This window comes from Pseudomonas sp. NPDC098747 (assembly GCF_044760045.1).
Taxonomy (GTDB): Bacteria; Pseudomonadota; Gammaproteobacteria; order Pseudomonadales; family Pseudomonadaceae; genus Aquipseudomonas.
The window spans coordinates 39,392-60,515 of the sequence record NZ_JBIWAL010000007.1 but is presented as its reverse complement, the minus strand read 5'-3'; the positions used below and the strand labels follow the sequence as shown (position 1 = coordinate 60,515).

General features: G+C 58.0%; 23 protein-coding genes. 13 read left to right on the top strand and 10 right to left on the bottom strand.

Translation table 11 applies throughout. The features are described 5' to 3' along the window. Positions 1-95 precede the first annotated feature (95 nt). The 4 genes from ACIQVE_RS06515 to ACIQVE_RS06500 all read right to left on the bottom strand — a co-directional run bounded on the left by ACIQVE_RS06515 (position 96) and on the right by ACIQVE_RS06500 (position 2,998). Positions 96-224, bottom strand: coding sequence for a PA1414 family protein (locus ACIQVE_RS06515; RefSeq protein WP_003184145.1), 129 nt, complete (start codon positions 222-224; stop codon positions 96-98). A gap of 248 nt (positions 225-472) precedes the next feature. Continuing rightward, on the bottom strand, positions 473-1,402 hold the full coding sequence (locus ACIQVE_RS06510) for a DMT family transporter (RefSeq protein WP_402805782.1): 930 nt from the start codon (positions 1,400-1,402) through the stop codon (positions 473-475). Between the two features lie 295 nt (positions 1,403-1,697). Beyond that, a complete protein-coding gene (locus ACIQVE_RS06505; RefSeq protein WP_402805780.1) occupies positions 1,698-2,102 on the bottom strand; it encodes a DUF2177 family protein in 405 nt (134 codons plus the stop codon). 59 nt (positions 2,103-2,161) lie between these two features. After that, a complete protein-coding gene (locus tag ACIQVE_RS06500; protein ID WP_402805777.1) occupies positions 2,162-2,998 on the bottom strand; it encodes a S1 RNA-binding domain-containing protein in 837 nt (278 codons plus the stop codon). 340 nt (positions 2,999-3,338) lie between these two features. Between ACIQVE_RS06500 and ACIQVE_RS06495 the strand changes: the two genes are divergently transcribed. From ACIQVE_RS06495 to ACIQVE_RS06485, 3 genes are all read left to right on the top strand, one after another. Beyond that, positions 3,339-3,527 (top strand): hypothetical protein, encoded by a 189-nt coding sequence (locus ACIQVE_RS06495; RefSeq protein ID WP_181818528.1) that lies wholly within the window; start codon positions 3,339-3,341, stop codon positions 3,525-3,527. A gap of 217 nt (positions 3,528-3,744) precedes the next feature. Continuing rightward, on the top strand, positions 3,745-4,461 hold the full coding sequence (locus ACIQVE_RS06490; RefSeq protein ID WP_402805774.1) for a TorF family putative porin: 717 nt from the start codon (positions 3,745-3,747) through the stop codon (positions 4,459-4,461). A gap of 76 nt (positions 4,462-4,537) precedes the next feature. Beyond that, positions 4,538-5,407 (top strand): DUF6279 family lipoprotein, encoded by an 870-nt coding sequence (locus ACIQVE_RS06485; RefSeq protein ID WP_402805771.1) that lies wholly within the window; start codon positions 4,538-4,540, stop codon positions 5,405-5,407. A 62-nt stretch (positions 5,408-5,469) separates the two neighbouring features. On the opposite strand, the gene ACIQVE_RS06480 is transcribed toward ACIQVE_RS06485, so the two are convergent. Next, positions 5,470-5,862 carry a transcriptional regulator gene (locus ACIQVE_RS06480; RefSeq protein ID WP_402805769.1) on the bottom strand — a complete coding sequence of 131 codons (393 nt, stop codon included), beginning with the start codon at positions 5,860-5,862 and terminating at the stop codon, positions 5,470-5,472. 175 nt (positions 5,863-6,037) lie between these two features. Between ACIQVE_RS06480 and ACIQVE_RS06475 the strand changes: the two genes are divergently transcribed. The 4 genes from ACIQVE_RS06475 to ACIQVE_RS06460 all read left to right on the top strand — a co-directional run bounded on the left by ACIQVE_RS06475 (position 6,038) and on the right by ACIQVE_RS06460 (position 8,599). Continuing rightward, complete coding sequence (locus ACIQVE_RS06475; RefSeq protein WP_402805766.1) at positions 6,038-6,772, top strand: DUF899 domain-containing protein; 735 nt, start codon at positions 6,038-6,040, stop codon at positions 6,770-6,772. A gap of 88 nt (positions 6,773-6,860) precedes the next feature. Further along, on the top strand, positions 6,861-7,136 hold the full coding sequence (locus ACIQVE_RS06470) for a hypothetical protein (protein WP_402805763.1): 276 nt from the start codon (positions 6,861-6,863) through the stop codon (positions 7,134-7,136). 266 nt (positions 7,137-7,402) lie between these two features. Then, positions 7,403-7,987: a papain-like cysteine protease family protein gene (locus ACIQVE_RS06465; protein WP_402805761.1), complete on the top strand. Its 585-nt coding sequence runs from the start codon at positions 7,403-7,405 to the stop codon at positions 7,985-7,987. 12 nt (positions 7,988-7,999) lie between these two features. Next, positions 8,000-8,599 (top strand): hypothetical protein, encoded by a 600-nt coding sequence (locus ACIQVE_RS06460; RefSeq protein WP_402805760.1) that lies wholly within the window; start codon positions 8,000-8,002, stop codon positions 8,597-8,599. A 60-nt stretch (positions 8,600-8,659) separates the two neighbouring features. On the opposite strand, the gene ACIQVE_RS06455 is transcribed toward ACIQVE_RS06460, so the two are convergent. Further along, complete coding sequence (locus ACIQVE_RS06455; protein ID WP_402805758.1) at positions 8,660-10,000, bottom strand: DEAD/DEAH box helicase; 1,341 nt, start codon at positions 9,998-10,000, stop codon at positions 8,660-8,662. A gap of 191 nt (positions 10,001-10,191) precedes the next feature. Between ACIQVE_RS06455 and ACIQVE_RS06450 the strand changes: the two genes are divergently transcribed. Next, positions 10,192-11,490: a mechanosensitive ion channel family protein gene (locus ACIQVE_RS06450; protein WP_402805755.1), complete on the top strand. Its 1,299-nt coding sequence runs from the start codon at positions 10,192-10,194 to the stop codon at positions 11,488-11,490. A 63-nt stretch (positions 11,491-11,553) separates the two neighbouring features. Here the strand turns inward: ACIQVE_RS06450 and ACIQVE_RS06445 are convergent, their stop codons facing one another. From ACIQVE_RS06445 to ACIQVE_RS06435, 3 genes are all read right to left on the bottom strand, one after another. Continuing rightward, the gene (locus tag ACIQVE_RS06445) at positions 11,554-12,420 is read right to left on the bottom strand and encodes a carboxylate/amino acid/amine transporter (RefSeq protein ID WP_402805754.1); all 867 of its coding nucleotides are present in this window, start codon (positions 12,418-12,420) and stop codon (positions 11,554-11,556) included. 359 nt (positions 12,421-12,779) lie between these two features. Then, positions 12,780-13,379, bottom strand: coding sequence for an FMN-dependent NADH-azoreductase (locus ACIQVE_RS06440; RefSeq protein ID WP_402805752.1), 600 nt, complete (start codon positions 13,377-13,379; stop codon positions 12,780-12,782). 231 nt (positions 13,380-13,610) lie between these two features. Continuing rightward, a complete protein-coding gene (locus ACIQVE_RS06435; protein WP_402805749.1) occupies positions 13,611-13,925 on the bottom strand; it encodes a 3-phosphoglycerate kinase in 315 nt (104 codons plus the stop codon). 49 nt (positions 13,926-13,974) lie between these two features. Here ACIQVE_RS06435 and ACIQVE_RS06430 point away from each other — a divergent pair, with 49 nt between their 5' ends. From ACIQVE_RS06430 to ACIQVE_RS06415, 4 genes are all read left to right on the top strand, one after another. After that, the gene (locus ACIQVE_RS06430) at positions 13,975-14,898 is read left to right on the top strand and encodes a LysR family transcriptional regulator (RefSeq protein ID WP_402805747.1); all 924 of its coding nucleotides are present in this window, start codon (positions 13,975-13,977) and stop codon (positions 14,896-14,898) included. Positions 14,899-14,912: 14 nt separating this feature from the next. Then, a complete protein-coding gene (locus ACIQVE_RS06425; protein WP_402805746.1) occupies positions 14,913-15,716 on the top strand; it encodes an alpha/beta fold hydrolase in 804 nt (267 codons plus the stop codon). Between the two features lie 3 nt (positions 15,717-15,719). Further along, entirely contained in the window at positions 15,720-16,283 is a 564-nt protein-coding gene (locus tag ACIQVE_RS06420; protein ID WP_402805744.1) for a peptidylprolyl isomerase, read from the top strand. An 87-nt stretch (positions 16,284-16,370) separates the two neighbouring features. After that, positions 16,371-18,203 (top strand): ABC transporter ATP-binding protein, encoded by a 1,833-nt coding sequence (locus ACIQVE_RS06415; RefSeq protein WP_402805741.1) that lies wholly within the window; start codon positions 16,371-16,373, stop codon positions 18,201-18,203. A gap of 119 nt (positions 18,204-18,322) precedes the next feature. Here the strand turns inward: ACIQVE_RS06415 and ACIQVE_RS06410 are convergent, their stop codons facing one another. After that, on the bottom strand, positions 18,323-19,447 hold the full coding sequence (locus ACIQVE_RS06410) for a GNAT family N-acetyltransferase (RefSeq protein WP_402805739.1): 1,125 nt from the start codon (positions 19,445-19,447) through the stop codon (positions 18,323-18,325). A 281-nt stretch (positions 19,448-19,728) separates the two neighbouring features. Here ACIQVE_RS06410 and ACIQVE_RS06405 point away from each other — a divergent pair, with 281 nt between their 5' ends. Continuing rightward, the gene (locus tag ACIQVE_RS06405) at positions 19,729-21,051 is read left to right on the top strand and encodes a putative porin (protein ID WP_402805737.1); all 1,323 of its coding nucleotides are present in this window, start codon (positions 19,729-19,731) and stop codon (positions 21,049-21,051) included. Positions 21,052-21,124 lie beyond the last annotated feature (73 nt).

Sequence of the window (21,124 nt, the reverse complement as noted above, 5' to 3'; positions counted from 1 at the left end):
GCAACCTTCGGCAGCGCCTACACCATTCTCTGTAGGCACTGCCAAAGGCTGCGATCTATTGATCCTGAATCTTTTGATCCTTCAAGTCGGGGACATTACCGCCGACGAGGCTGGCGCCGACGTTGTTCGTCGTCCGTGCGAATCGGTACCGGTTGCAGTGGCGGTTCGATCAAGCCGAGGGCAACACCCAAATCATGCAGCCAGTTTTGAATTTTCTCTTTCATCGTCATGCCCCCTTCAGGGTGGTGCTGAGCGGCCGGAATTCTGAGGACGCTTCGCACTGATAATAGTCCGAAGTCCTACGCAATGCTTGGCCAAATCCGCAATGATCTGTTACTGAATTGAACAGAGTCCGCCGCAATGGGCTCAAGCTGTTTGCCGGGTCTTTGCCAAAGGCGCGGGATAGACAGCTTGTTGTACTTCAATCCACGCATTGAGATTGGCGCCGAGCCGTTGGCGATGCAATCGACGGCTACTGGCCCAGCGCTTTGCGCAAACGCCGACGCAGCCACTGCTCGGCGCTGACGAACGTGATGCCGAGCAACACCAGCACGGCGCCGATAACGAAGTTCACGCTCAGTTGCTCACCGAGCAGCACCACGCCGAAGGTGACGCCGAACAGTGGTGTCATGAACGAGAACACCGCCAGGTTGGCCGCCAGATAACGCCGCAGCAGCCAGAACCACACCAGGTAACTGAAGAACGACACCACCAGCCCCTGAAACAGCACGCTGGCCACCGCCACGGTGGTCAGGTTGACGTGGCCGATCTGGCCGCTGAACAGCGCGATCAACAGCAGGCCGATGAAGCCGACGATCAACTGATAGAACAGGGTCAACGTCACCGGGGCTTCCGACAGCCGCGAGGCGCGCACCACCACGGTGGTCGCGCCCCAACAGGCACCGGCCAACACACCGAAGGCATCGCCCAGCAGCATGCGCCGATCCAGGTTGTCCCACGACACACCACCGGCAAATGCAATCGCGATACCAATGAAAGCGAGCAAAATCCCCAGCCACTGCAACGGTCGCAAACGCTCACTGGCCAACAGAAAATGCACACCCAGCGCGGTGAAAATCGGCGCGGTGTAGAGAAACACTGACATGTGCGCAGCGGTGGTCAGTTGCAGGCCTTCGGAGATAAAGAAAAACTCCAGGCCGAACAGCGCACCGGCCAGCAAGCCCCCGCGCCAGGTGCTGCCGACCTGATCCCAACCGCCCTTCCAGCAGATCAGCAGTCCGACCAGCAGCGCAGAAATCCCCGAGCGCCCCGCCGCTTGCATCACCGGCGCGATGTCAGGCGCAGCCCACTTGATCATCACCTGCTGCACACCCCAGATCAGGCACAGACCGATCATCACCTGCAGGGCAAAACGGTCGGCATTGCGCCGCTCGGCAATCACCGCAACACCTCGAACACACACAACATGGCAGCCATCCATTGGTCAAAACAAAACCCCGGATCAATGTCCGGGGCATAGGGTTATGGCATCGATTATTAACCAGTGCGACAGAAAAAGCCGTCTGCAAGAGACATTTAATTCGTCCGCTGCGTCAGGGGTGAATGGCTGTCGGCTGCGCCGCCAATCGCTGGCAAGCCAGCTCCCACAATGTCCGAGTTGCCTACAACTGCTGGTTTGTCACAGAACCCTGTGGGAGCTGGCTTGCCAGCGATGACGTCAGTTCAATCAGCGCTATTCAGGAATCTGACTTCACCAGTCGTTTCGCCACGAGTAAACCAACAGTACAAGCAACAGCCGTGGCAAACGTCCCCCAAGCCCAATCCAGCAACGTCACCTGCACCGACCATCCACGCAATGTCGCCCAATTGGTCAGGTCATACGTGCCATACGCCACCAGTCCCAACAGCGCACCACGCCGAGCTGCCCACTGCCAGTTCAACGCCGGCAACACCACAAACATCACGCAACCAAAAACATACAGGCAATAAAAAACCGCTGCGGGAATCAGCAGCGGTTTCTCGAGCATCAACGGACCAAGCAGTTCGCGATAGGTCGGCGCCATCAACAGGCCGAGCCATATCCCGTCCAGCAACAAAAACGTCACCAGCGTTGCAACATAAGCAATCAGCGCTTTCTTCATCACACGGCCCTCAATGTAGGCGCAGCCTGCGGCAGCTCCAACATGGGGCCGATGTGCGATCAGCTTAGTTCAATGCGATCGGCGTGAATGACGATCTTGCCTTCCTTGTACAACGAACCGATGGCCTTCTTGAAGTTGCCCTTGCTCACACCGAACAGGCTGCTGATCAACGCCGGATCGCTCTTGTCGCTAACTGGCAGGCTGCCGTCATTCTCGCGCAACTTGGCGAGAATCTTCGAGTTCAGGCTGCTCGCCGCTTCCTGACCAACCGGTTGCAGGCTCAGGCTGATCTTGCCGTCGGCGCGCACTTCCTTGATGAAGCCTTTTTCGCTCATGCCGGCGCGCATGAACTTGAAGATTTCGTTCTTGTGAATCAAACCCCAATGCTTGTTGTTGATGATTGCCTTGAAGCCCATATCGGTCGCTTCGGCAACCAGCAGATCAACTTCCTGACCCGGGCTGTAGTTGGCCGGGGTTTTATCGAGGTAGCGATCCAGTCGCGCGGTGGCGGTGATGCGGCGAGTGTGCTTGTCGAGGTAGACATGCACCACGCAATACTCACCGGCGGTCATCTGACGCTTCTCTTCGGAATACGGCAGCAACAGATCCTTCGGCAAGCCCCAATCGAGGAACACACCGATGCTGTTGACTTCAACAACTTTCAAACTGGCGAACTCACCGACCTGAACTTTCGGTTTTTCCGTGGTAGCGAGAAGTTTGTCTTCGCTGTCCAGATAAACAAAAACGTTGAGCCAGTCTTCATCTTCGCTGGGAATATCTTTAGGGATATAACGGTTGGGCAAAAGAATTTCGCCGTCGGCACCGCCGTCCAGATATAAACCGAAGTTAGTGTGTTTAACCACTTGCAAACTGTTGTAGCGCCCGACTAAAGCCATTTCCAAAACCCTCATTACGTGGGCGGCATTCTACCCGGTTTTATCGGGAACGTTCGCCGGCAAAACGGCGAGGCCGAGAAAATCTGCGCAACGCCTTGATTCTCCTTGCTCGGGCACTCACGCGGTGCCACTCGTCAGACTGATTCGGTGCCCAACGGAAGGACTCCACAGCGCCGTAATGCATAAACGTTCTTAAATAAAACAGTAGGTTAGCGAGTTATTTCGAATATTTAACCGAGAATAATCCACCTTGGCGGTTGGTTATTCCGGGGGATATTTACCGAGCTATTGTCAAGTTATTCCTGTACGATGCCTGGCCGAGTTACTCTTCTACAGGTTAATGGCCGCCATGCGTGTAAAAGCATCCACCAGCAAAGCAAAGCCAGCCCCAGCCGTTGAAACCAGCGAATCGATCAACGATCAGATCGCTTTGTTCCTCAAGTCCGGCGGCGAGATCCAGCAAATTGCCAAAGGCGTCAGCGGCCAGACGTTCGGCCCGTCCAAGCAGATCAGCCTGGGCAAGAAGTAATATCCGGTAATACACCCGTCCCTAGGCGCTTTGAGCTTCGAAGCGTCTGGACTGGCACCGCACAATACCCCCCTTCGCTTTAAACCAAAACCCTTCTAATTTTTGACAATCGACGAACGGCCTTCCATGCCGATCATTCGCCGGTATCCTTGCACACGTCTAGATCAAGCGTTTCAGCAGGTCCGATGCCCTGCGCTCGCTGTTCATGGAGTGACGCATGCGTAAAACTTCCCGTTTATTGCTTGTAGGCCTACTGGCTTGCTCGCCCGCGCACGCGCAGATTTTCCAGCGGGAACTCGGCGACTTCGATCTCAAGCTCGGCACCACGCCTACACGCAGCATGGCTCAAGGACTGATCAAGCCTTCGGCAGTCGGTTCATTCCATGGCGGTCTCGACCTGAGCCATGACAGCGGCCTCTACGTCGGCCAATGGTCACCGAGCATGGGCATCACGCCGGGGAAAAACCTCGAAATCGATTCCTACGTCGGCTTTAAACAGCCTTTCGACCAAACCCTCGGCTACGAAGTCGGGATGATCCACTACAGCTACCCCAGCGTGGAGACCCTCGATAGCCAGGAACTATTCGGCGGCCTGACCTTGCTCGGTAGCCGATTCGGCGTCGCCCTGAGCAACGACCCGGATAAGCAGAACAACACGCTGTTTGCCGATCTTGGCGGTAATCAGCCGTTCGGCATTGGTGTCAGCATGAAATACACCACCCACCAACTGAATTCGCCGGTCGCGGTGGACGGTGGTTATGTCAGCAGTTTTACCGATTGGTCGGTGAAATTATCCCGACCCTTCATGGGCGTCGACCTCGACCTGATCTACAGCAACTCCAGCCTCAGCGGCAGCGATTGCTCGGCCTATTCAGGGCATAACAGCGAGTGCGATGGCCTCGTCACACTCAAGGCTGCACGCGCGTTCTATTGATTGGCTGAACTGCCGGGTTCATTCTGCGTTCACATGAGAATCAGACCCTACGGCTGGCCATCGCAAGGAATCGCCCATGTCTCGCTGGTTCAAACACATCGCTGCCCTGTTGATTTGCACCCTCGCCCTTGGGGCCTGCAGCCGCGTCGGCCTGGCGTATCGCAATCTCGACGTGATCATCCCGTGGACGCTCGGCGACTACCTGGACATGAACGGCGAGCAGAAAGGCTGGTTCAACGAACGCCTCCAGGAACACCTAAGCTGGCATTGCACCACGCAATTGCCGGGCTACCTCGACTGGCTGGATCGTCTGCAAACGATGGTCGAGACCAATCAGGTGACTGACGCAGCACTTCAGGCGCGCACCGCGGAAGCAAAAAAAGCCATTGCCGAGACGGCGCGGGAGATAACCCCGTCGGCCATCGAGTTGTTGCAAGGCCTGGACGATAAACAGGTGGCGGAGATGAACGACGCGTTTGCCAAGGATCTGCGTAAACGCCAGCAGGATTACGTCAAACCGCCGTTGGCCGAGCAGATCAAGGACCGTGGCGAGCGCATGGAGAAACGTCTGAACGACTGGCTCGGCCCGTTAAGTCCGAGCCAAAAACAGCGCGTAGTGACTTGGACTAACGCGTTGGGCGATCAGAACACTCAGTGGATTGCCAACCGTGAGCACTGGCAGAAACAGTTCAGCGCAGCGGTTGCACAGCGAAAAAGCCCCGAATTCCCACAACGTATCGAGACCCTTCTGATCAATCGCGAGAGCCTATGGACGGCGGATTACCGAAAGGCCTACGCCAACACCGAGGCACAGGGACGAGCGCTGGCAGTTGATCTGATGGCTGAAAGTACGCCGCAGCAACGTGAACGGTTGCTGAAGAAGATCGAGGGTGTGCGTAAAGACTTCAATGATCTGAAGTGTTTGAAGGCGGCACAGAAAAATTGAGATCAATGCAAAACCAATGTGGGAGCGAGCCTGCTCGCTCCCACATTGGGATTTGTGTGAAATCAGGCTATCTGCGCCTTCGACGCCACTTCATCAAACGTCCCCTCAGCCAGCGCATCGTCCTGCTCATCCAGCACCTGACGTGGATGGTCATTCCCGGGAATGCTGCTGTCGATCATGCTCAACAGACTTGATCCACGCGGGGTCAGACTGAAGTTGTTACCGGTGCTGCCCTCATCTTCTCCCCGTGGCCCGATGTAGCCGCGCAACAGCAGCATCCGTTCATATTCACAGGCAAGGGTTTTCAGATGATCCAGATTATCGATCGGCTCGCCTGCCGCCGCCTTCGCTGCCGCATAGTCCTCGGCATAAGCCCTGGCCGCAAAGCTGTGGCCCGCGCCGTTCTGCACTTCATGCAGCAAACGCTCAATCAAATCCCAGTTATAAGTCGTCATCCTGATTCAACCTCCGGTGCGCGTGATTAATGGCGCGTTCATAGGTTGTGACCCGAGCGTGCCGCAGCCGTTCAGCCGCGTTTCGCGCGGCAACCGACCGGCGGTCTGTCGAATTCCCAGCGTGTTAAACGACTAGTCTGAAACAGACGGTTTCAACCCCGCAGGAGAAATCATCATGAACACTCAGAATCATCCGGTGGTGTCGCGCGAAGAATGGCTTACCGCTCGTAAGCAGCACCTGTCTCACGAAAAAGCTTTCACCAAGGAACGCGACCGCCTCAGCGCCGAACGTCGGGCATTACCTTGGGTGAAAATTGACAAGGACTACCACTTCCAAGGCCCCAACGGCGAATTGAAGCTCGCCGATCTCTTCGGCAAAACCAGCCAATTGGTGCTGTACCACTTCATGTTCGCCAAGGACTGGGAGGAAGGTTGTCAGGGTTGCTCGTTCCTCAGCGATCACATTGACGGTGCCAATCTGCATCTGGCCCATCACGACATCGCCGTGGTGGCTGTTTCCCATGCACCGTTCAACGAGTTTCAGGACTTTAAACGGCGGATGGGCTGGAAGTTTGACTGGGTGTCGTCAGAAGGTTGCGACTTTAACTATGACTTCGGCGTTTGCGCGCGTGCTGAAGATGTTGCGGCTGAAAAGGCTACTTACAACTACGAAAAAACCGACAGTGCCGAGGAGGAAATGCCGGGGCTGAGTGTGTTTTATCGCGACGATAAAGGTGAGATTTTCCACACCTATTCAACGTATGCCCGAGGGCTGGACATGTTAGTCGGCGCCTATAACTACCTCGACCTTACGCCCAAGGGCAGGAATGAAGACGAGATCATGGAGTGGGTGCGGCATCATGATCGGTATGAAGGGGGAAACCGATCCAGTTGCTGCCATGAAAGTTAGCCGTTGATACCGCAAGCGAGACTGAACTTTTAATCGGCAAAAGCCATCAACCGATTAACCCGCCTTAACCGGAACTGAGGCCTGCCCCATGAAAACCCTGATCAAGCTAACCCTCGCTGCAACCCTCACCTGCGCCCTGCCCGCCTGGGCCTGCACGCCGGAAGAAGCCACGGCTAAACGTGAACAACTGGCCAAGGAAGTCACCCGGCTCACCGAACAGAACCCAGCCAAGGCCAAAGAGATCAACGCTGAATTGCAGAAGATGGATCTGGGCACGGCCAGTGCGGATCTGCCGGACAAGTGCCAGTTGATTGATCAGCGGTTGAAAGAGCTGAATTCGGCTGAGAAGAAAGCAGAAAGCTAAAAGTCATAAGATCGCAGCCTTCGGCAGCGCCTACATGGGATTGATGGCCCACCTGTAGTAGCTGTCGAAGGCTGCGATCTTTCGCCCTTAAAAATGCATCAGTGCATTTATTTTCTTGCACAAATGCATATTCAGACTAAGGTTACCTCGAGCAAGGAGATCGGAACGCGCCATCCAACATGGCAACCCTTACGCACCGATCGCTCAGCGATACCGCAACACACTCACAAGCTGGACGCTTGTTTTCACTCATGGAGGACTGAAAAATGTTAACCAATGAAGCAACCCGTTTTACCGGCGAGACCCTGCCAAGGTGTCTTATCGGCCACCTGATCGACCCGCAACTGGTCGAAGTCGAAGCAGCGGCGCAAACCCGCGCACTCGCCGCCAGCAGCCTCAACTTCACCATGCAGAAGCAAACCCAGACCAACTGGTGCTGGGCGGCCTTATCCGCTTCGGTCGGCAACTATTACGGCACCGGGTCATGGACCCAATGCGGGGTTGCCAGTTCGGAGCTGAACCGCAACTGCTGCAATCAGCCGGGGCCGTGCAACGTCTATGGCTACCTCGATACCGCCCTGCGCACCACGCGCAGTTACAACGGCATGAATCAGGGTTCGTTGCAGATGTCGGCTATTCAGAACCAGATCAACATGGGCCGCCCGGTCGCCCTGCGCTGTGCCTGGTACGGCGGCGGTGCGCACTTCCTGACGATCTATGGCACCAATGGCAACTACGTGCTGGTCGCGGACTCGATCTACGGCTATTCGACCCGTGCGCTGAACGCATTCCCCGGTTCGTACAACGGTGGCGGCAATTGGACCAACACTTATTTCACTGTAAAAAACTAGGAGGGCGACATCATGCAACTGACTTATCCAAAGGCGCCTTCCAACGGCGTACAGACCTTGCGTCCAGCGCTGCAAGCGGCCCTGCAAACCCAAGGCTTTGGCGCCAATCGCCAATTCGCCAACGCCTTACCTGCGAAGATCAGCCTCAGTGAGGCCTGGCGTGGTTACTCGCTGAGTCTGGAGGATTTGAGTAACGGCAAAGGTCTGCAAGACGCGCGGATGGGCGACTGGCATTACCTGGTGTTCTCTGATGGCGTGACGATTGCCGACGCACAATTGGCCGAGGTACGCGGCCACGTCGAGTTTGCCTCGTTGAACCACGGATCGCTCGCAGCCGCTGCCGTCGGCGCGCTGAAACTGGCGGAGCAATCACCGCAATTGCAGGGCAAAACCGTGGAACCGCGGCTGTTGTTTGTCTCGGCGCTGCACGTTGTGGCGATCTGGCTGCACGCGGACGGTGAAGATGTGCTGATTCCAATTGAGCCGACGCCGAAGGAGTTGGCGGTCACCCGGTTGTACAGCGAGGCCGCGCTGCTAGCGTTGCTGAAACCGGCCGCTGACAAGGCAAAGCAACGTTTTGATGCCGACACCAGTGGTCTGCTCGGGAGCTGACAAATCCCGGCCATAAAAAAACCCGGACACTGTCCGGGTTTTTTATGTGCCTGAAACGACTTACTCAGCCGCAGGCTCTGTTGGCTTGCGACGCTTGAGCGGGGCCATGCCGTCGCTGCTCACCAGTGAATCTGGCTTCGGACGGTTGGCGCTCTTGCGCTTGGTCGGCGTCTTGGCGGCAGTTTTCTTCTTGTCGCCTTTGGCGTCGGTCTTTTTCTTCTTCACGCCAACGGCTTTGCCCGAGGCCTTGACCTTTTTCGGTCCGCCGTAGGTGACTTGGACTTCCTTGATGGTGCGGCGCTCGAAGCTCTGCTTCAGATAACGCTCGATGCTCGACATCAGGTTCCAGTCGCCATGGCAGATCAGCGAGATCGCCAGACCGTCGTTACCGGCACGACCGGTACGACCGATGCGGTGAACGTATTCGTCGCCGCTGCGTGGCATGTCGAAGTTGATCACCATGTCCAGACCATCAACGTCCAGACCACGGGCCGCAACGTCGGTGGCCACCAGAATTTTCACGCCGCCCTGCTTCAGACGGTCGATCGCCAGTTTGCGATCCTTCTGGTCTTTCTCGCCGTGCAGCACGAACGCTTTGTATTCCTGAGCCACGAGGCGGCCGTAGATGCGGTCGGCCATGGCGCGGGTGTTGGTGAAAACGATGGCCTTCTGATAGGTCTCGTTGGCCAGCAGCCAGTTCACAATCTGCTCTTTGTGCTGGTTGTGGTCAGCGGTAATCACCTGCTGACGGGTGGTCGAGTTCAGCTGGCTGACCGCGTTGAGCTGCAAGTGCTCAGGGTTGTTCAGCACCTTGGCGATCATCTCGCGCAGGCCGGAACCGCCGGTGGTGGCGGAGAACAGCATGGTTTGCTGACGATTCGTGCATTCGTCGACCAGACGTTGCACGTCTTCGGAGAAACCCATGTCGAGCATACGGTCGGCTTCGTCGAGCACCAGTACTTCGACTTCTTTCAGGTCGAGGTTGCCGGCGTTCAGTTGCTCGATCATCCGGCCCGGGGTGCCGATGAGGATGTCCGGCACCTTGCGCAGCATGGCGGCCTGGACCTTGAAGTCTTCACCACCGGTGATCAGGCCTGACTTGATGAAGGTGAACTGCGCGAAGCGTTCAACCTCTTTCAAGGTCTGCTGGGCCAGCTCGCGGGTCGGCAGCAGGATCAGGGTCTTGATGCTGACGCGAACCTTGGCCGGGCCGATCAGGCGATTGAGGATCGGCAGGACAAAAGCGGCGGTCTTGCCGCTACCGGTTTGCGCAGTCACCCGCAGGTCACGCCCCTGGAGCGCCAGCGGAATGGCCGCGGCTTGCACAGGCGTTGGCTCGACAAATTTCAGCTCGGCCACAGCTTTTAGCAGGCGTTCGTGCAGGGCGAATTGGGAAAACACGGGTGCTACCTCGAAGATATGCAAAAAAACAGCTGCATAGGTTACCGGTTTCGAGCGCTCAGGCCGAGTTTCTTTATACAAACGGCATTAATCAGTGGCTTTTTTGTTGCCTGATTTGTCTCCAACGGTAATACATGGCGTCTTAAATGCTCTAATCGGCCATCGCGTCTTACAGAAGAATCGTTTCTCTCATGGATTTCAAAAAGCTCTGGCTCAACGCCCAGGACCTCTGGGGCACCCTCGAACAGCATCCGTTCTTGCAGGCTGGCCTGGCCTTGACGGTGTTGCTGGTGATCGCGCTGGTGCTCGGACGAGTGGCACGTTATCTGATCCTGCACGCCAGCCGCATGCTCGGTCGCCAACCGGCTCTGCACTGGATCAACGACTTTCGCCACAACAAGGTGTTTCAGCGCCTGGCGCAGATGACGCCGTCGCTGGTGATTCAGTTCGGCCTGCATCTGGTGCCCGAACTGAGCAAAACCGCGATGACCTTTCTCGGTAACGTGGCGCTGTCGTTCACCATTCTGTTCCTGCTGCTGTCGATCAGCGCCCTGCTCAATGCCTTGCTCGATATCTACGCACGCACCGAACACGCCCGTACGCGCTCGATCAAAGGCTACGTGCAACTGGCGAAAATGGTCTTGTACGTGTTTGGCGCGATCATCATCGTCGCCACGCTGATCGACCGTTCACCGCTGTTGCTGCTGTCGGGTCTGGGCGCTATGTCGGCGGTGATCCTGTTGGTCTACAAGGACACCCTGCTGTCGTTCGTTGCCAGCGTGCAGTTGACCAGCAACGACATGCTGCGGGTCGGCGACTGGATCGAGATGCCGCAGGTCGGCGCCGACGGTGACGTGGTCGATATCACCCTGCACACGGTCAAGGTGCAGAACTTCGACAAAACCATCGTCTCGATCCCGACCTGGCGTCTGATGTCCGAGTCGTTCAAGAACTGGCGCGGCATGCAGCAATCCGGTGGCCGGCGGATCAAGCGCAGCCTGTTCATCGACGCCAGCGGCGTGCGCTTTATCAGCGATGACGAAGAAGCGAAGCTGTCCCAGGTCCACCTGCTGACCGACTACATGGGCCGCAAGAAAGCCGAGCTCAAGGCGTGGAACGAAGCGCAGGGCAATGTTGCGGCGATGTCGGCGAATCGCCGGCGCATGACCAACATAGGTACCTTTCGCGCTTATGCGCTGGCTTATCTGAAGAGCCATCCGGAGATTCAGCCGAACATGACCTGCATGGTCCGCCAGATGCAGACCACCGCACAGGGTATTCCGCTGGAAATCTACTGCTTCACCCGCACCACCGTGTGGGCGGACTACGAGCGGATTCAGGGGGATATTTTCGATTACCTGCTGGCGGTGTTGCCGGAGTTTGGGCTGAGCCTTTATCAGCAGCCGAGTGGCGGCGATTTGCGCTCGGGGTTATTGCCGGCAGTGTTGGGCGCGGCGCACATTCCCGAGCCGCAGAAACACCTGCTGTAACGTCGTAGATCAAACCTGTGGGAGCGAGCTTGCTCGCTCCCACAGGGTTATTTATGAGTCTGGTTATGCGGTGGCCGCGGATTTGCGGATGCCCAACCGGCTAATCCACACCGCCATCAGAATCACGCTCCCGCCAAGGAACAACCTTCCCAGTTCCTCATCCTGATTCCAGATCAGCAGATTCAGCAGCAAGCCCACCGGCACATGCAGGTTGTTCATCACCGCCAGCGTCCCGCCATTGACCATGCACGCCCCCTTGTTCCACCAGTAAAGCCCCAACGCGGTCGAGACCAGACCAAGAAACACCAGCACACCCCATTGCAGCGGCGCTTCGGGCAGGAAGTTCGACTTGCCGAACAGCAGAAACGCCGGCAACACCACCGCCAACGCGCCGAGGTAGAAGAAACCGAAACGCCGGTAATGCGGCAGATCGCTTGGGTGTTTCGCCACCAGATGCTTGTACAACACTTGCCCGGCGGCGTAGGTGAAGTTGGCCAGTTGCAGCAGCAGGAAGCCCATGAAGAAGTCCGGGTTGATCCGGTCAAAGCGAATCACCGCCGCACCGCACACGGCCACCAGTGCTGCGATCAGCGCCCACGGATTGAAGCGGCGGTTCAATGCATCTTCGATCAGGGTCACATGCAGCGGCGTGAGAATGGTGAACAGCAGCACTTCCGGCACCGTCAACACGCGAAAACTCAGGTACAGGCAGACGTAGGTCACGCCGAACTGCAACGCGCCGATCAGCAGCATGCCGCGCATGAACCCCGGCTCCACCGAACGCCAGCGGGTCAGCGGGATGAACACCAGTCCCGCCAGCACCACACGCACCAGCACCGCGAAGTAACTGTCGACATGTCCGGCCAGGTATTCGCCGATCAGACTGAAGGAAAACGCCTGGATCAGCGTGACAAAAAGTAGATAGCCCATGGTCGCCTCTGTTTCGAATGGCGGCGACGATAGCGGGTTTTGCCGTCCACTGCGAATGTGCAGAAAACACAACTCTCTGTGGGAGCGGGCTTGCCCGCGATGGCGGTGTGTCAGTAAAAAATTCCTGTCTGACACGCCCTCATCGCGGGCAAGCCCGCTCCCACAGGGTCGGTGTGAAATCAGGGGCATTTGACGTTCATTAAATCCCGGGCAAAAAAAAGCCCGATCTCGCTAATGCGTTCAATCGGGCTACAGCACTCAGGAGCAACAAGTGCAAAGGGAGGTTCGATGCGCGTAGAGCCTTGAAGGGGTTGCGCCAGAGCACTAGAACATCCAGTGATTATCTGGCGATTAACATATCAAGCGACCTGGGAGAGCTTGGCGTTGGCCTGGTTCAGGCCCTTCTCCTGGAAGTCGCCACCCAGGTTCATGCCTTCGGCGTGGATGAAGGTCACGTCGTGGATACCGATGAAACCCATCACCTGACGCAAGTACGGTTCCTGGTGGTCGGCCGGGCCGCCAGCGTAGATGCCACCGCGAGCAGTCAGCACGTAGGCACGTTTGCCGCTGAGCAAACCTTGCGGGCCGGTTTCGGTGTACTTGAACGTCACGCCGGCACGCAGCACGTGGTCGAGCCACGCCTTGAGGGTGCTCGGGATCGCGAAGTTGTACATCGGCGCTGCCATCACCAGCACGTCGGCGGCCAGCAGTTCGTCAGTCAATTCATTGGAGCGGTTCAGCGAAGCTTGTTCGCTGTCGGTGCGCTGCTCGACGGGTTTCATCCAGCCGCCCAACAGGTTGATATCGAGGTGCGGAACTGGATTGACGGCGACGTCACGGACGGTGATCTGATCGGCCGGATGCGCCGCTTTCCACTGACTGATAAAGGTCTGGGTCAGTTGACGGGAAACCGAGTCTTGCTGGCGGGCGCTGCTTTCGATGATCAGAACGCGGGACATGTTGTGTAGCCTCCATCCGAGAATGTTGTAGGTCGATGGAGTGAAGGTTAAGCGGTGTTGAATCGATGAAAAAGCGCAAATAATTGCTGCAAAGCATCGAATAATTCGTTTAGATGCAACCCATCCCCTGTGGGAGCGAGCTTGCTCGCGAATGCGGTGTGTCATTCAACACATTCGTTGCCTGACACTCCCTCTTCGCGAGCAAACTCGCTCCCACAGGGATTTGCGGTGCTACTTCGGCGTGCAGGTCAGCTTGATGCGCAACTTGATGATCTCGCGGGTGAACTTGGCCGTGGCGTTCTTGTGTTTGCCGGCGGGCACATCGATGGTACGGGTGCGTGGCGCTTCCGGACCATTGCTGAACACCGCTTTGCAGGTCGCATCGACATCGCCGTAGTTGGCCACGCGGATCGAGCCGATATCGTTATCGGTATCGAAGGTCTCGTAGTCGATCTTCAGGTCGTTGAGGTCTTTCTGCACATCGATCGGGTACGCAAACGCCGTCAGCGGCAGCAGCGCCAGCAGCACACAACAGAATTTTTTCATTCGGCAGTCTCCATGAGGGACGGCCAGCTTAGGACAAGAGGAGCTATTGATGAAAGCGCCCCGCGTGACCCTTGATCAATGGCGAACATTGCAGGCCGTGGTCGACCACGGCGGATTCGCCCAGGCCGCCGAGGCTCTGCACCGTTCGCAATCGTCGGTGAGCTACACCGTCGCCCGCATGCAGGACCAACTCGGTGTGCCGTTGCTGCGCATCGACGGGCGTAAAGCGGTGCTCACCGAGGCCGGCGGCGTACTGCTGCGCCGCTCGCGACAACTGGTGAAACAGGCCAGCCAACTGGAAGACCTCGCCCACCATATGGAGCAAGGTTGGGAGGCCGAAGTACGTTTGGTCGTTGACGCGGCTTACCCGAGCACCCGCCTCGTCCGCGCACTGACGGCGTTCATGCCGCAAAGCCGTGGCTGCCGGGTACGCCTGCGCGAAGAAGTGCTGTCGGGCGTGGAGGAAGTTCTGCTTGAAGGCGTGGCCGACCTCGCGATTACCGGGTTCAGCATTCCCGGTTACCTCGGCGCAGAATTGAGCGATGTCGAGTTCGTTGCCGTCGCCCATCCGGAACATCCCTTGCATCGATTGAACCGCGAACTGAGCTTCCAGGACTTGGAAACCCAGATGCAAGTGGTCATCCGCGACTCCGGCCGCCAACAGCCACGGGACGTCGGCTGGCTCGGCGCAGAACAGCGCTGGACCGTCGGCAGTCTTGCCACCGCCGCGACCTTCGTCAGCAGCGGTCTGGGATTTGCCTGGTTGCCACGGCACATGATCGAACGGGAATTGAAAGAAGGTTCGCTCAAGCTGCTACCGTTGGATCAGGGTGGTAGTCGCAACCCAAGTTTCTACCTGTACTCGAACAAGGACAAACCGCTGGGTCCGGCGACGCAAATCCTCATCGAACTGCTGCGCACCTTCGACACGTTGCCGCTCGATGCGCCGTTCGCCGCCCCTGAACAAGCCTGACACGGAGTTCACCGATGGCGTATTTCGAACATGACGGTTGCAACCTGCACTACGAGGAATATGGTCACGGCACGCCGTTGCTGCTGGTCCACGGGCTCGGTTCGAGCACGCTGGACTGGGAAATGCAGATCCCGGCGCTGGCCGCGCACTACCGGGTGATCGTCCCGGACGTCCGCGGCCACGGGCGCTCGGACAAACCCCGCGAGCGCTACAGCATCGCCGGGTTCAGCGCCGATCTGGTCGCACTGATCGAGCACTTGAATCTCGGCCCGGTGCACTACATTGGCCTGTCCATGGGCGGCATGATCGGCTTCCAACTGGGCGTCGACCAGCCGCAACTGCTCAAGAGCCTGACCATCGTCAACAGTGCGCCCGAGGTCAAACTGCGTTCACGCGACGACTATTGGCAGTGGTTCAAACGCTGGAGCCTGATGCGTGCGCTCAGCCTGGCAACCATCGGCAAGGCACTGGGCAGCAAACTTTTCCCACATCCGGAACAGGCCGCTCTGCGGCAGAAAATGGCCGAACGCTGGGCAAAAAACGACAAACGTGCTTATCTCGCCAGCTTCGATGCGATTGTTGGCTGGGGCGTTCAGGAACGACTTTCCCGGGTGACCTGTCCAACGCTCATCGTCAGCGCCGACCGTGACTACACACCCGTTACGCTGAAAGAAACCTATGTAAAACTGCTGCCCGATGCGCGGCTGGTGGTGATCGCCGATTCGCGCCACGCCACCCCGCTCGATCAACCCGAACGCTTCAATCAAACGCTGCTGGAGTTTCTCGCCACAGCCGATATTCATCCTCAGGATCACTGACCCATGTTGAAAAAAATCGCCCTCGCCGCCGGCACCGTGCTGTTCGCCGCCAACCTGATGGCTGCCACCCCGGCCAAAGCGCCGCATGTGCTGCTGGACACCACCAACGGCCAGATCGAAATCGAACTGGATCCGGTCAAGGCGCCGATCAGTACCAAGAACTTCCTTGAGTACGTCGACAGCGGCTTTTACACCAACACGGTTTTCCACCGCGTGATCCCGGGCTTCATGGTTCAGGGCGGCGGTTTTACTCCGCAAATGCAGCAAAAAGACACCAAGGCACCGATCAAGAACGAAGCCAGCAACGGCCTGCATAACGTTCGCGGCACCTTGTCGATGGCGCGCACCTCCAACCCGGATTCGGCCACCAGCCAGTTCTTCATCAACGTGGCTGACAACGCGTTCCTCGACCCGGGCCGTGATGCCGGTTATGCGGTGTTCGCCAAAGTGGTCAAGGGTATGGACGTGGTCGACATCATCGTCAACTCGCAAACCACCACCAAAGGCGGCATGCAAAACGTGCCTGTCGACCCTGTGATCATCAAGTCGGCCAAGCGTATCGACTAAGTTTCGCGGGGCATTTCGAGCGGCGGCGGTCTCAGGCCACGCCGCTCACACTGATAAAAGGAGAGCCCGTATCCGGGCGATTATCTGATGCTCTATCGCCGTTTCGAACAACTGATCGACATATTCCGCGACGCCCCGACGGCGTCCCCTCCAGACCGTGTCTGGCCCTTCTATACCTATTATCTGAAGCAAGTCTGGCCGAGTTTCGCCGCCCTGCTGGTGGTCGGTCTGTTTGCCGCGCTGATCGAAGTGGCGCTGTTCAGTTACCTGAGCCGCATCATCGACCTGGCTCAAGGCACGCCAAACCCGAATTTTTTCAGCGACCACGCCCTCGAACTGACGTGGATGGTGGTGGTTGCCCTGGTCCTGCGGCCGATTTTCTTTGGTCTGCATGACCTGCTGGTGCACCAGTCCCTGAGCCCCGGCATGACCAGCATGATCCGCTGGCAAAACCACAGTTACGTGCTCAAGCAGAGCCTGAATTTCTTCCAGAACGACTTCGCCGGGCGCATCGCCCAGCGCATCATGCAGACCGGTAACTCGCTGCGTGATTCAGCGGTGCAAGCCGTCGATGCGTTGTGGCACGTGGTGATCTATGCGATCAGCGCGCTGGTGCTGTTCGCCGAGGCCGACTGGCGCCTGATGATCCCGCTGTTGATTTGGATCGCCGCCTATATCGGCGCGCTTTACTACTTCGTGCCACGGGTGAAAGAGCGTTCGGTGGAAGCCTCCGACGCACGTTCGAAACTGATGGGGCGGATCGTCGACGGCTACACCAACATCGCCACACTGAAGCTGTTTGCCCACACCAACTTCGAACAGCATTACGCCAAGGAAGCCATCGAAGAGCAGACCGTCAAAGCGCAAATGGCCGGCCGCGTGGTCACCAGCATGGACGTGGCAATTACCGCCATGAACGGCTTGCTGATCGTCGGCACCACCGCTCTGGCCCTGTGGTTGTGGACGCAATCGTTGATCACCGTCGGTGCCATTGCCCTGGCGACGGGTTTAGTGATCCGCATCGTCAACATGTCCGGCTGGATCATGTGGGTGGTCACCGGCATCTTCGAAAACATCGGCATGGTCCAGGACGGTTTGCGCACCATCTCGCAACCGGTCAGCGTGACCGATCACGAGCAGGCCAAACCGTTGGCTGTGTCCCGTGGCGAAGTGCGTTTCGAGCATGTGGACTTTCACTACGGCAAGAAGAGCGGGATCATTGGCGACCTCAACCTGACCATCAAACCGGGTGAAAAAATCGGTCTGATCGGCCCGTCCGGCGCTGGCAAATCGACCTTGGTCAACCTGCTGCTGCGTCTGTACGACGTGGAGGGCGGGCGCATCCTGATCGATGGGCAGAACATCGCCGAAGTCGGCCAGGAAAGCCTGCGTGCACGCATCGGCATGATTACTCAGGACACCTCGCTGCTGCACCGCTCGATCCGCGACAACTTGTTGTACGGCAAACCTGATGCGACCGACGCCGATCTCTGGGATGCGGCGCACAAGGCCCGCGCCGACGAGTTCATTCCACTGCTGTCCGACGCTGAAGGCCGTACCGGATTTGACGCGCATGTCGGTGAGCGCGGTGTGAAGCTATCGGGTGGCCAGCGCCAGCGCATCGCCATCGCGCGAGTGCTGCTCAAGGACGCGCCGATCCTGATCATGGACGAAGCGACCTCGGCGCTGGACTCGGAAGTCGAAGCGGCGATTCAGGAAAGCCTGGAAACCCTGATGCAGGGCAAAACCGTGATCGCGATTGCCCACCGCCTCTCGACCATCGCCCGCATGGATCGCCTGGTGGTGCTGGAAAACGGCAAGATCGCCGAGAGCGGCACCCATGCTGAACTGTTGGCTCACCGTGGGTTGTATGCCCGGTTGTGGGCTCACCAGACCGGAGGGTTTGTCGGGATCGATTGATCTTCCCTGAGCGCCAAAAGACCTGTGGGAGCGAGCTTGCTCGCGAAAGCGCTGGTTCAGTCGCACAAATAATGACTGACACGACGCCTTCGCGAGCAAGCTCGCTCCCACAAAGAGATTTAGGCTTGGCGGTAGGGCAAGGCGCTTCTGGCTTCCTCGGCGTAGGCGAGAACGCCAGCGCGCTCCTGCTGCAGGAAATCTTTGACCGCTGCCTTCAACCCCGGATGGCGCAGGTAATGCCAGGAATGCGTGATCACCGGTTCGAAGCCACGAATCAGTTTGTGCTCGCCTTGCGCACCCGCGTCGAAACGCTGATAACCCTGGGCAATCGCGTAATCCATACCCTGATAAAAACAGGTTTCAAAGTGCAGCCGATCAAACTCGGCCAGGCAGCCCCAATAACGTCCGTAGAAACTGTCGCCCCCCACCAGACTGAAGGCCATGGCCACCGGCCGTGAGCCCTGCTTGGCCAGCACCACGCGAATTGCTTCAGGCATGCGCTCGGCCAGCAGGCTGAAAAATTCCCGGGTCAGATACGGCGTTTGCCGACGCACCGCGTAGGTATTGGCGTAGCAGGCATAGACGAAATCCCACTGTGCCTCATCCAGCTCTCGTCCTTCAAGCCATTCAAATTCGAAGCCCTGCCCCGCCACTTGCTCGCGTTCCTTGCGCATCTGTTTGCGCTTGCGCGAAGCGAGTACGTCGAGAAAATCCTGAAAGTCGCGATAGCCGCGATTCTGCCAGTGATACTGACAGCCAATACGCTGCAACCAGCCCGGCTGTTCGGCCATGGCGGCGTCGGTGAAGGCATCGGTGAAATTGATGTGGGCACTGGAAAGCTCTTCGACTTCCAGATAACCCGGCAGGCTCTTGAGCAGCTCGAAACCGTCCTCGACTCTGGCAGCCAGCAGCCTCGGCCCACTGACAGGACTGAACGGCACCGCCGTCAAAAGCTTGGGGTAGTAATCGATCCCGGCGCGGGCACAGGCATCCGCCCAGCCATGGTCAAACACGTACTCACCGTAGGAATGCCACTTGCGATAACTGGGCAGCGCCGCGATCAGTTGATCGTCTTCGATGTGCAGCAAATGTTCCGGCTGCCAGCCAGAGTGGGGGCCGACGCTGCCGCTGTCTTCCAACGCACTGAGAAATCCATGGCGCAGAAAAGGCTGATTGTCCGGAACCAGAGCATCCCAGGCTTGCGGGGCAATTTCTGACAGGTTTTGCAGGCGTTGCAACGGCATCAAAAAACTCTCCACACAGGACTCCAGCGCCCGGCGAGTATCGCCGATTGCGCTGCATTGCACACCCGCAATCGGCCGACAGCGCTCTAGATCAATAGTTCACGATCAACGCACACCGTCATCATCTTGCCATCACTGTGCCACCGCACTGTCATAAACCATCGCGATACTGGCGCCTGTTTTTAGAGCGCCGGGTTCTAACCCGGACACTGTTTTCCGACCTCAATTGTCGGTTGTGCCCAGGATGGTTAAGCCATCCCCTCTCATCTTCGGAGATTGCTATGCGTCTTGCTTCCACGAAAACTGCGGCGGCCCTGTGCGGTGGCTTGTTGCTGGCCATGAGCGTTCCGGCCAGTGCTGCAGTCGACGCCAAACTGCTCGACATGCTCAAGGCTAACGGTTCGATTTCCCAGGCGCAGTACATTGAGCTGCAAACTGAGCTGGCCAAGGATCAGAAGACTCAGCAAATCGCCCAGCAGGCGCAGCAAGAGACCAACGAACAAGTCGCGGCTGTCGCGAAGAAGTCCAACGAACAAAGCGCTTTCGACCAGAAACTGGCGTGGGCGGCGAAGACTCAGTTCAAGGGTGACGTGCGTATCCGTCAGGAAACCATCAAGATCGATGGCGAACCGAACAACGGCGGTCGCGACAAGGATCGTCAGCGCATCCGTGCCCGTCTGGGTGCCTACACCGAGATCAACCCGCAAGTGGACACCGGCATCCGTATCGCCACCGGCGGCGGCGACGATGCCCGTTCGACCAACCAGGATCAGGACAACTACTTCGACAAGAAGCAGATATGGCTGGATCTGGGCTACATCGACTACCACCCTGATGCGATCAAGAACCTGCACGTGATCGGCGGCAAGATGCTGCAACCGTGGGTGAGCATGGGCGACGTGATCTGGGATGGCGACATCAACCCTGAAGGTCTGGCCGTTACCTACAAGTACCCGTTGGGCAGCAGCGCCGAAGTGTTCGGTAGCCTGGGTAACTACAACCTCAAGGACAACGTCGATGGCGACGGCGTGCAGTTCCGTCACGACTTGCGCCTGACCGCCGGTCAACTGGGTAGCCGCCTCACCCTCACCGACAACCTGAAGCTGACAGTGGGTGGCAGCGTCTACGCCTACCAGAACGACGACGATAGCCGTTGCACCGGCACTTCCACACCGTGCGCCCTGGCCGTCAATGGTAACTCGGCGAACAACGAGTTCCGCCTGTACGAAGGCTTCAGCCAGGTCGACATCGGCGGTCTGCCAATGCCTCTGTCGTTCTACGGCCAGTATGTGAAGAACAACGACGCTGTGACCGATCAGGACACTGCCTGGCTGCTCGGCGCCAAGTCGAAGGTGTTCGGTTTCAACCTCGACTACAACTATCGTGACGTGCAGCGTAACGCTGTGGTCGGCGCCTTCACTGACTCTGACTTCGCCAACGGCACCACCGGTTCCCGTGGTCACAAGTTGAAGGTCGGTTACGACATCGACAAGAACTTCGCTGTCGGCGCGACGTACTTCCTGACCAAGGCAGACTTCGCCAGCCGTACCCAGCGTGATGCAGATGCCAACACCCTGCAGCTGGACGCGGAAGCGAAGTTCTAAACAGCAGCAACTGATAGCCTGACGTGGGCGGGACGATCCCCTTCATCCGTTCGTGTCGTCCACGTCGGGCTAT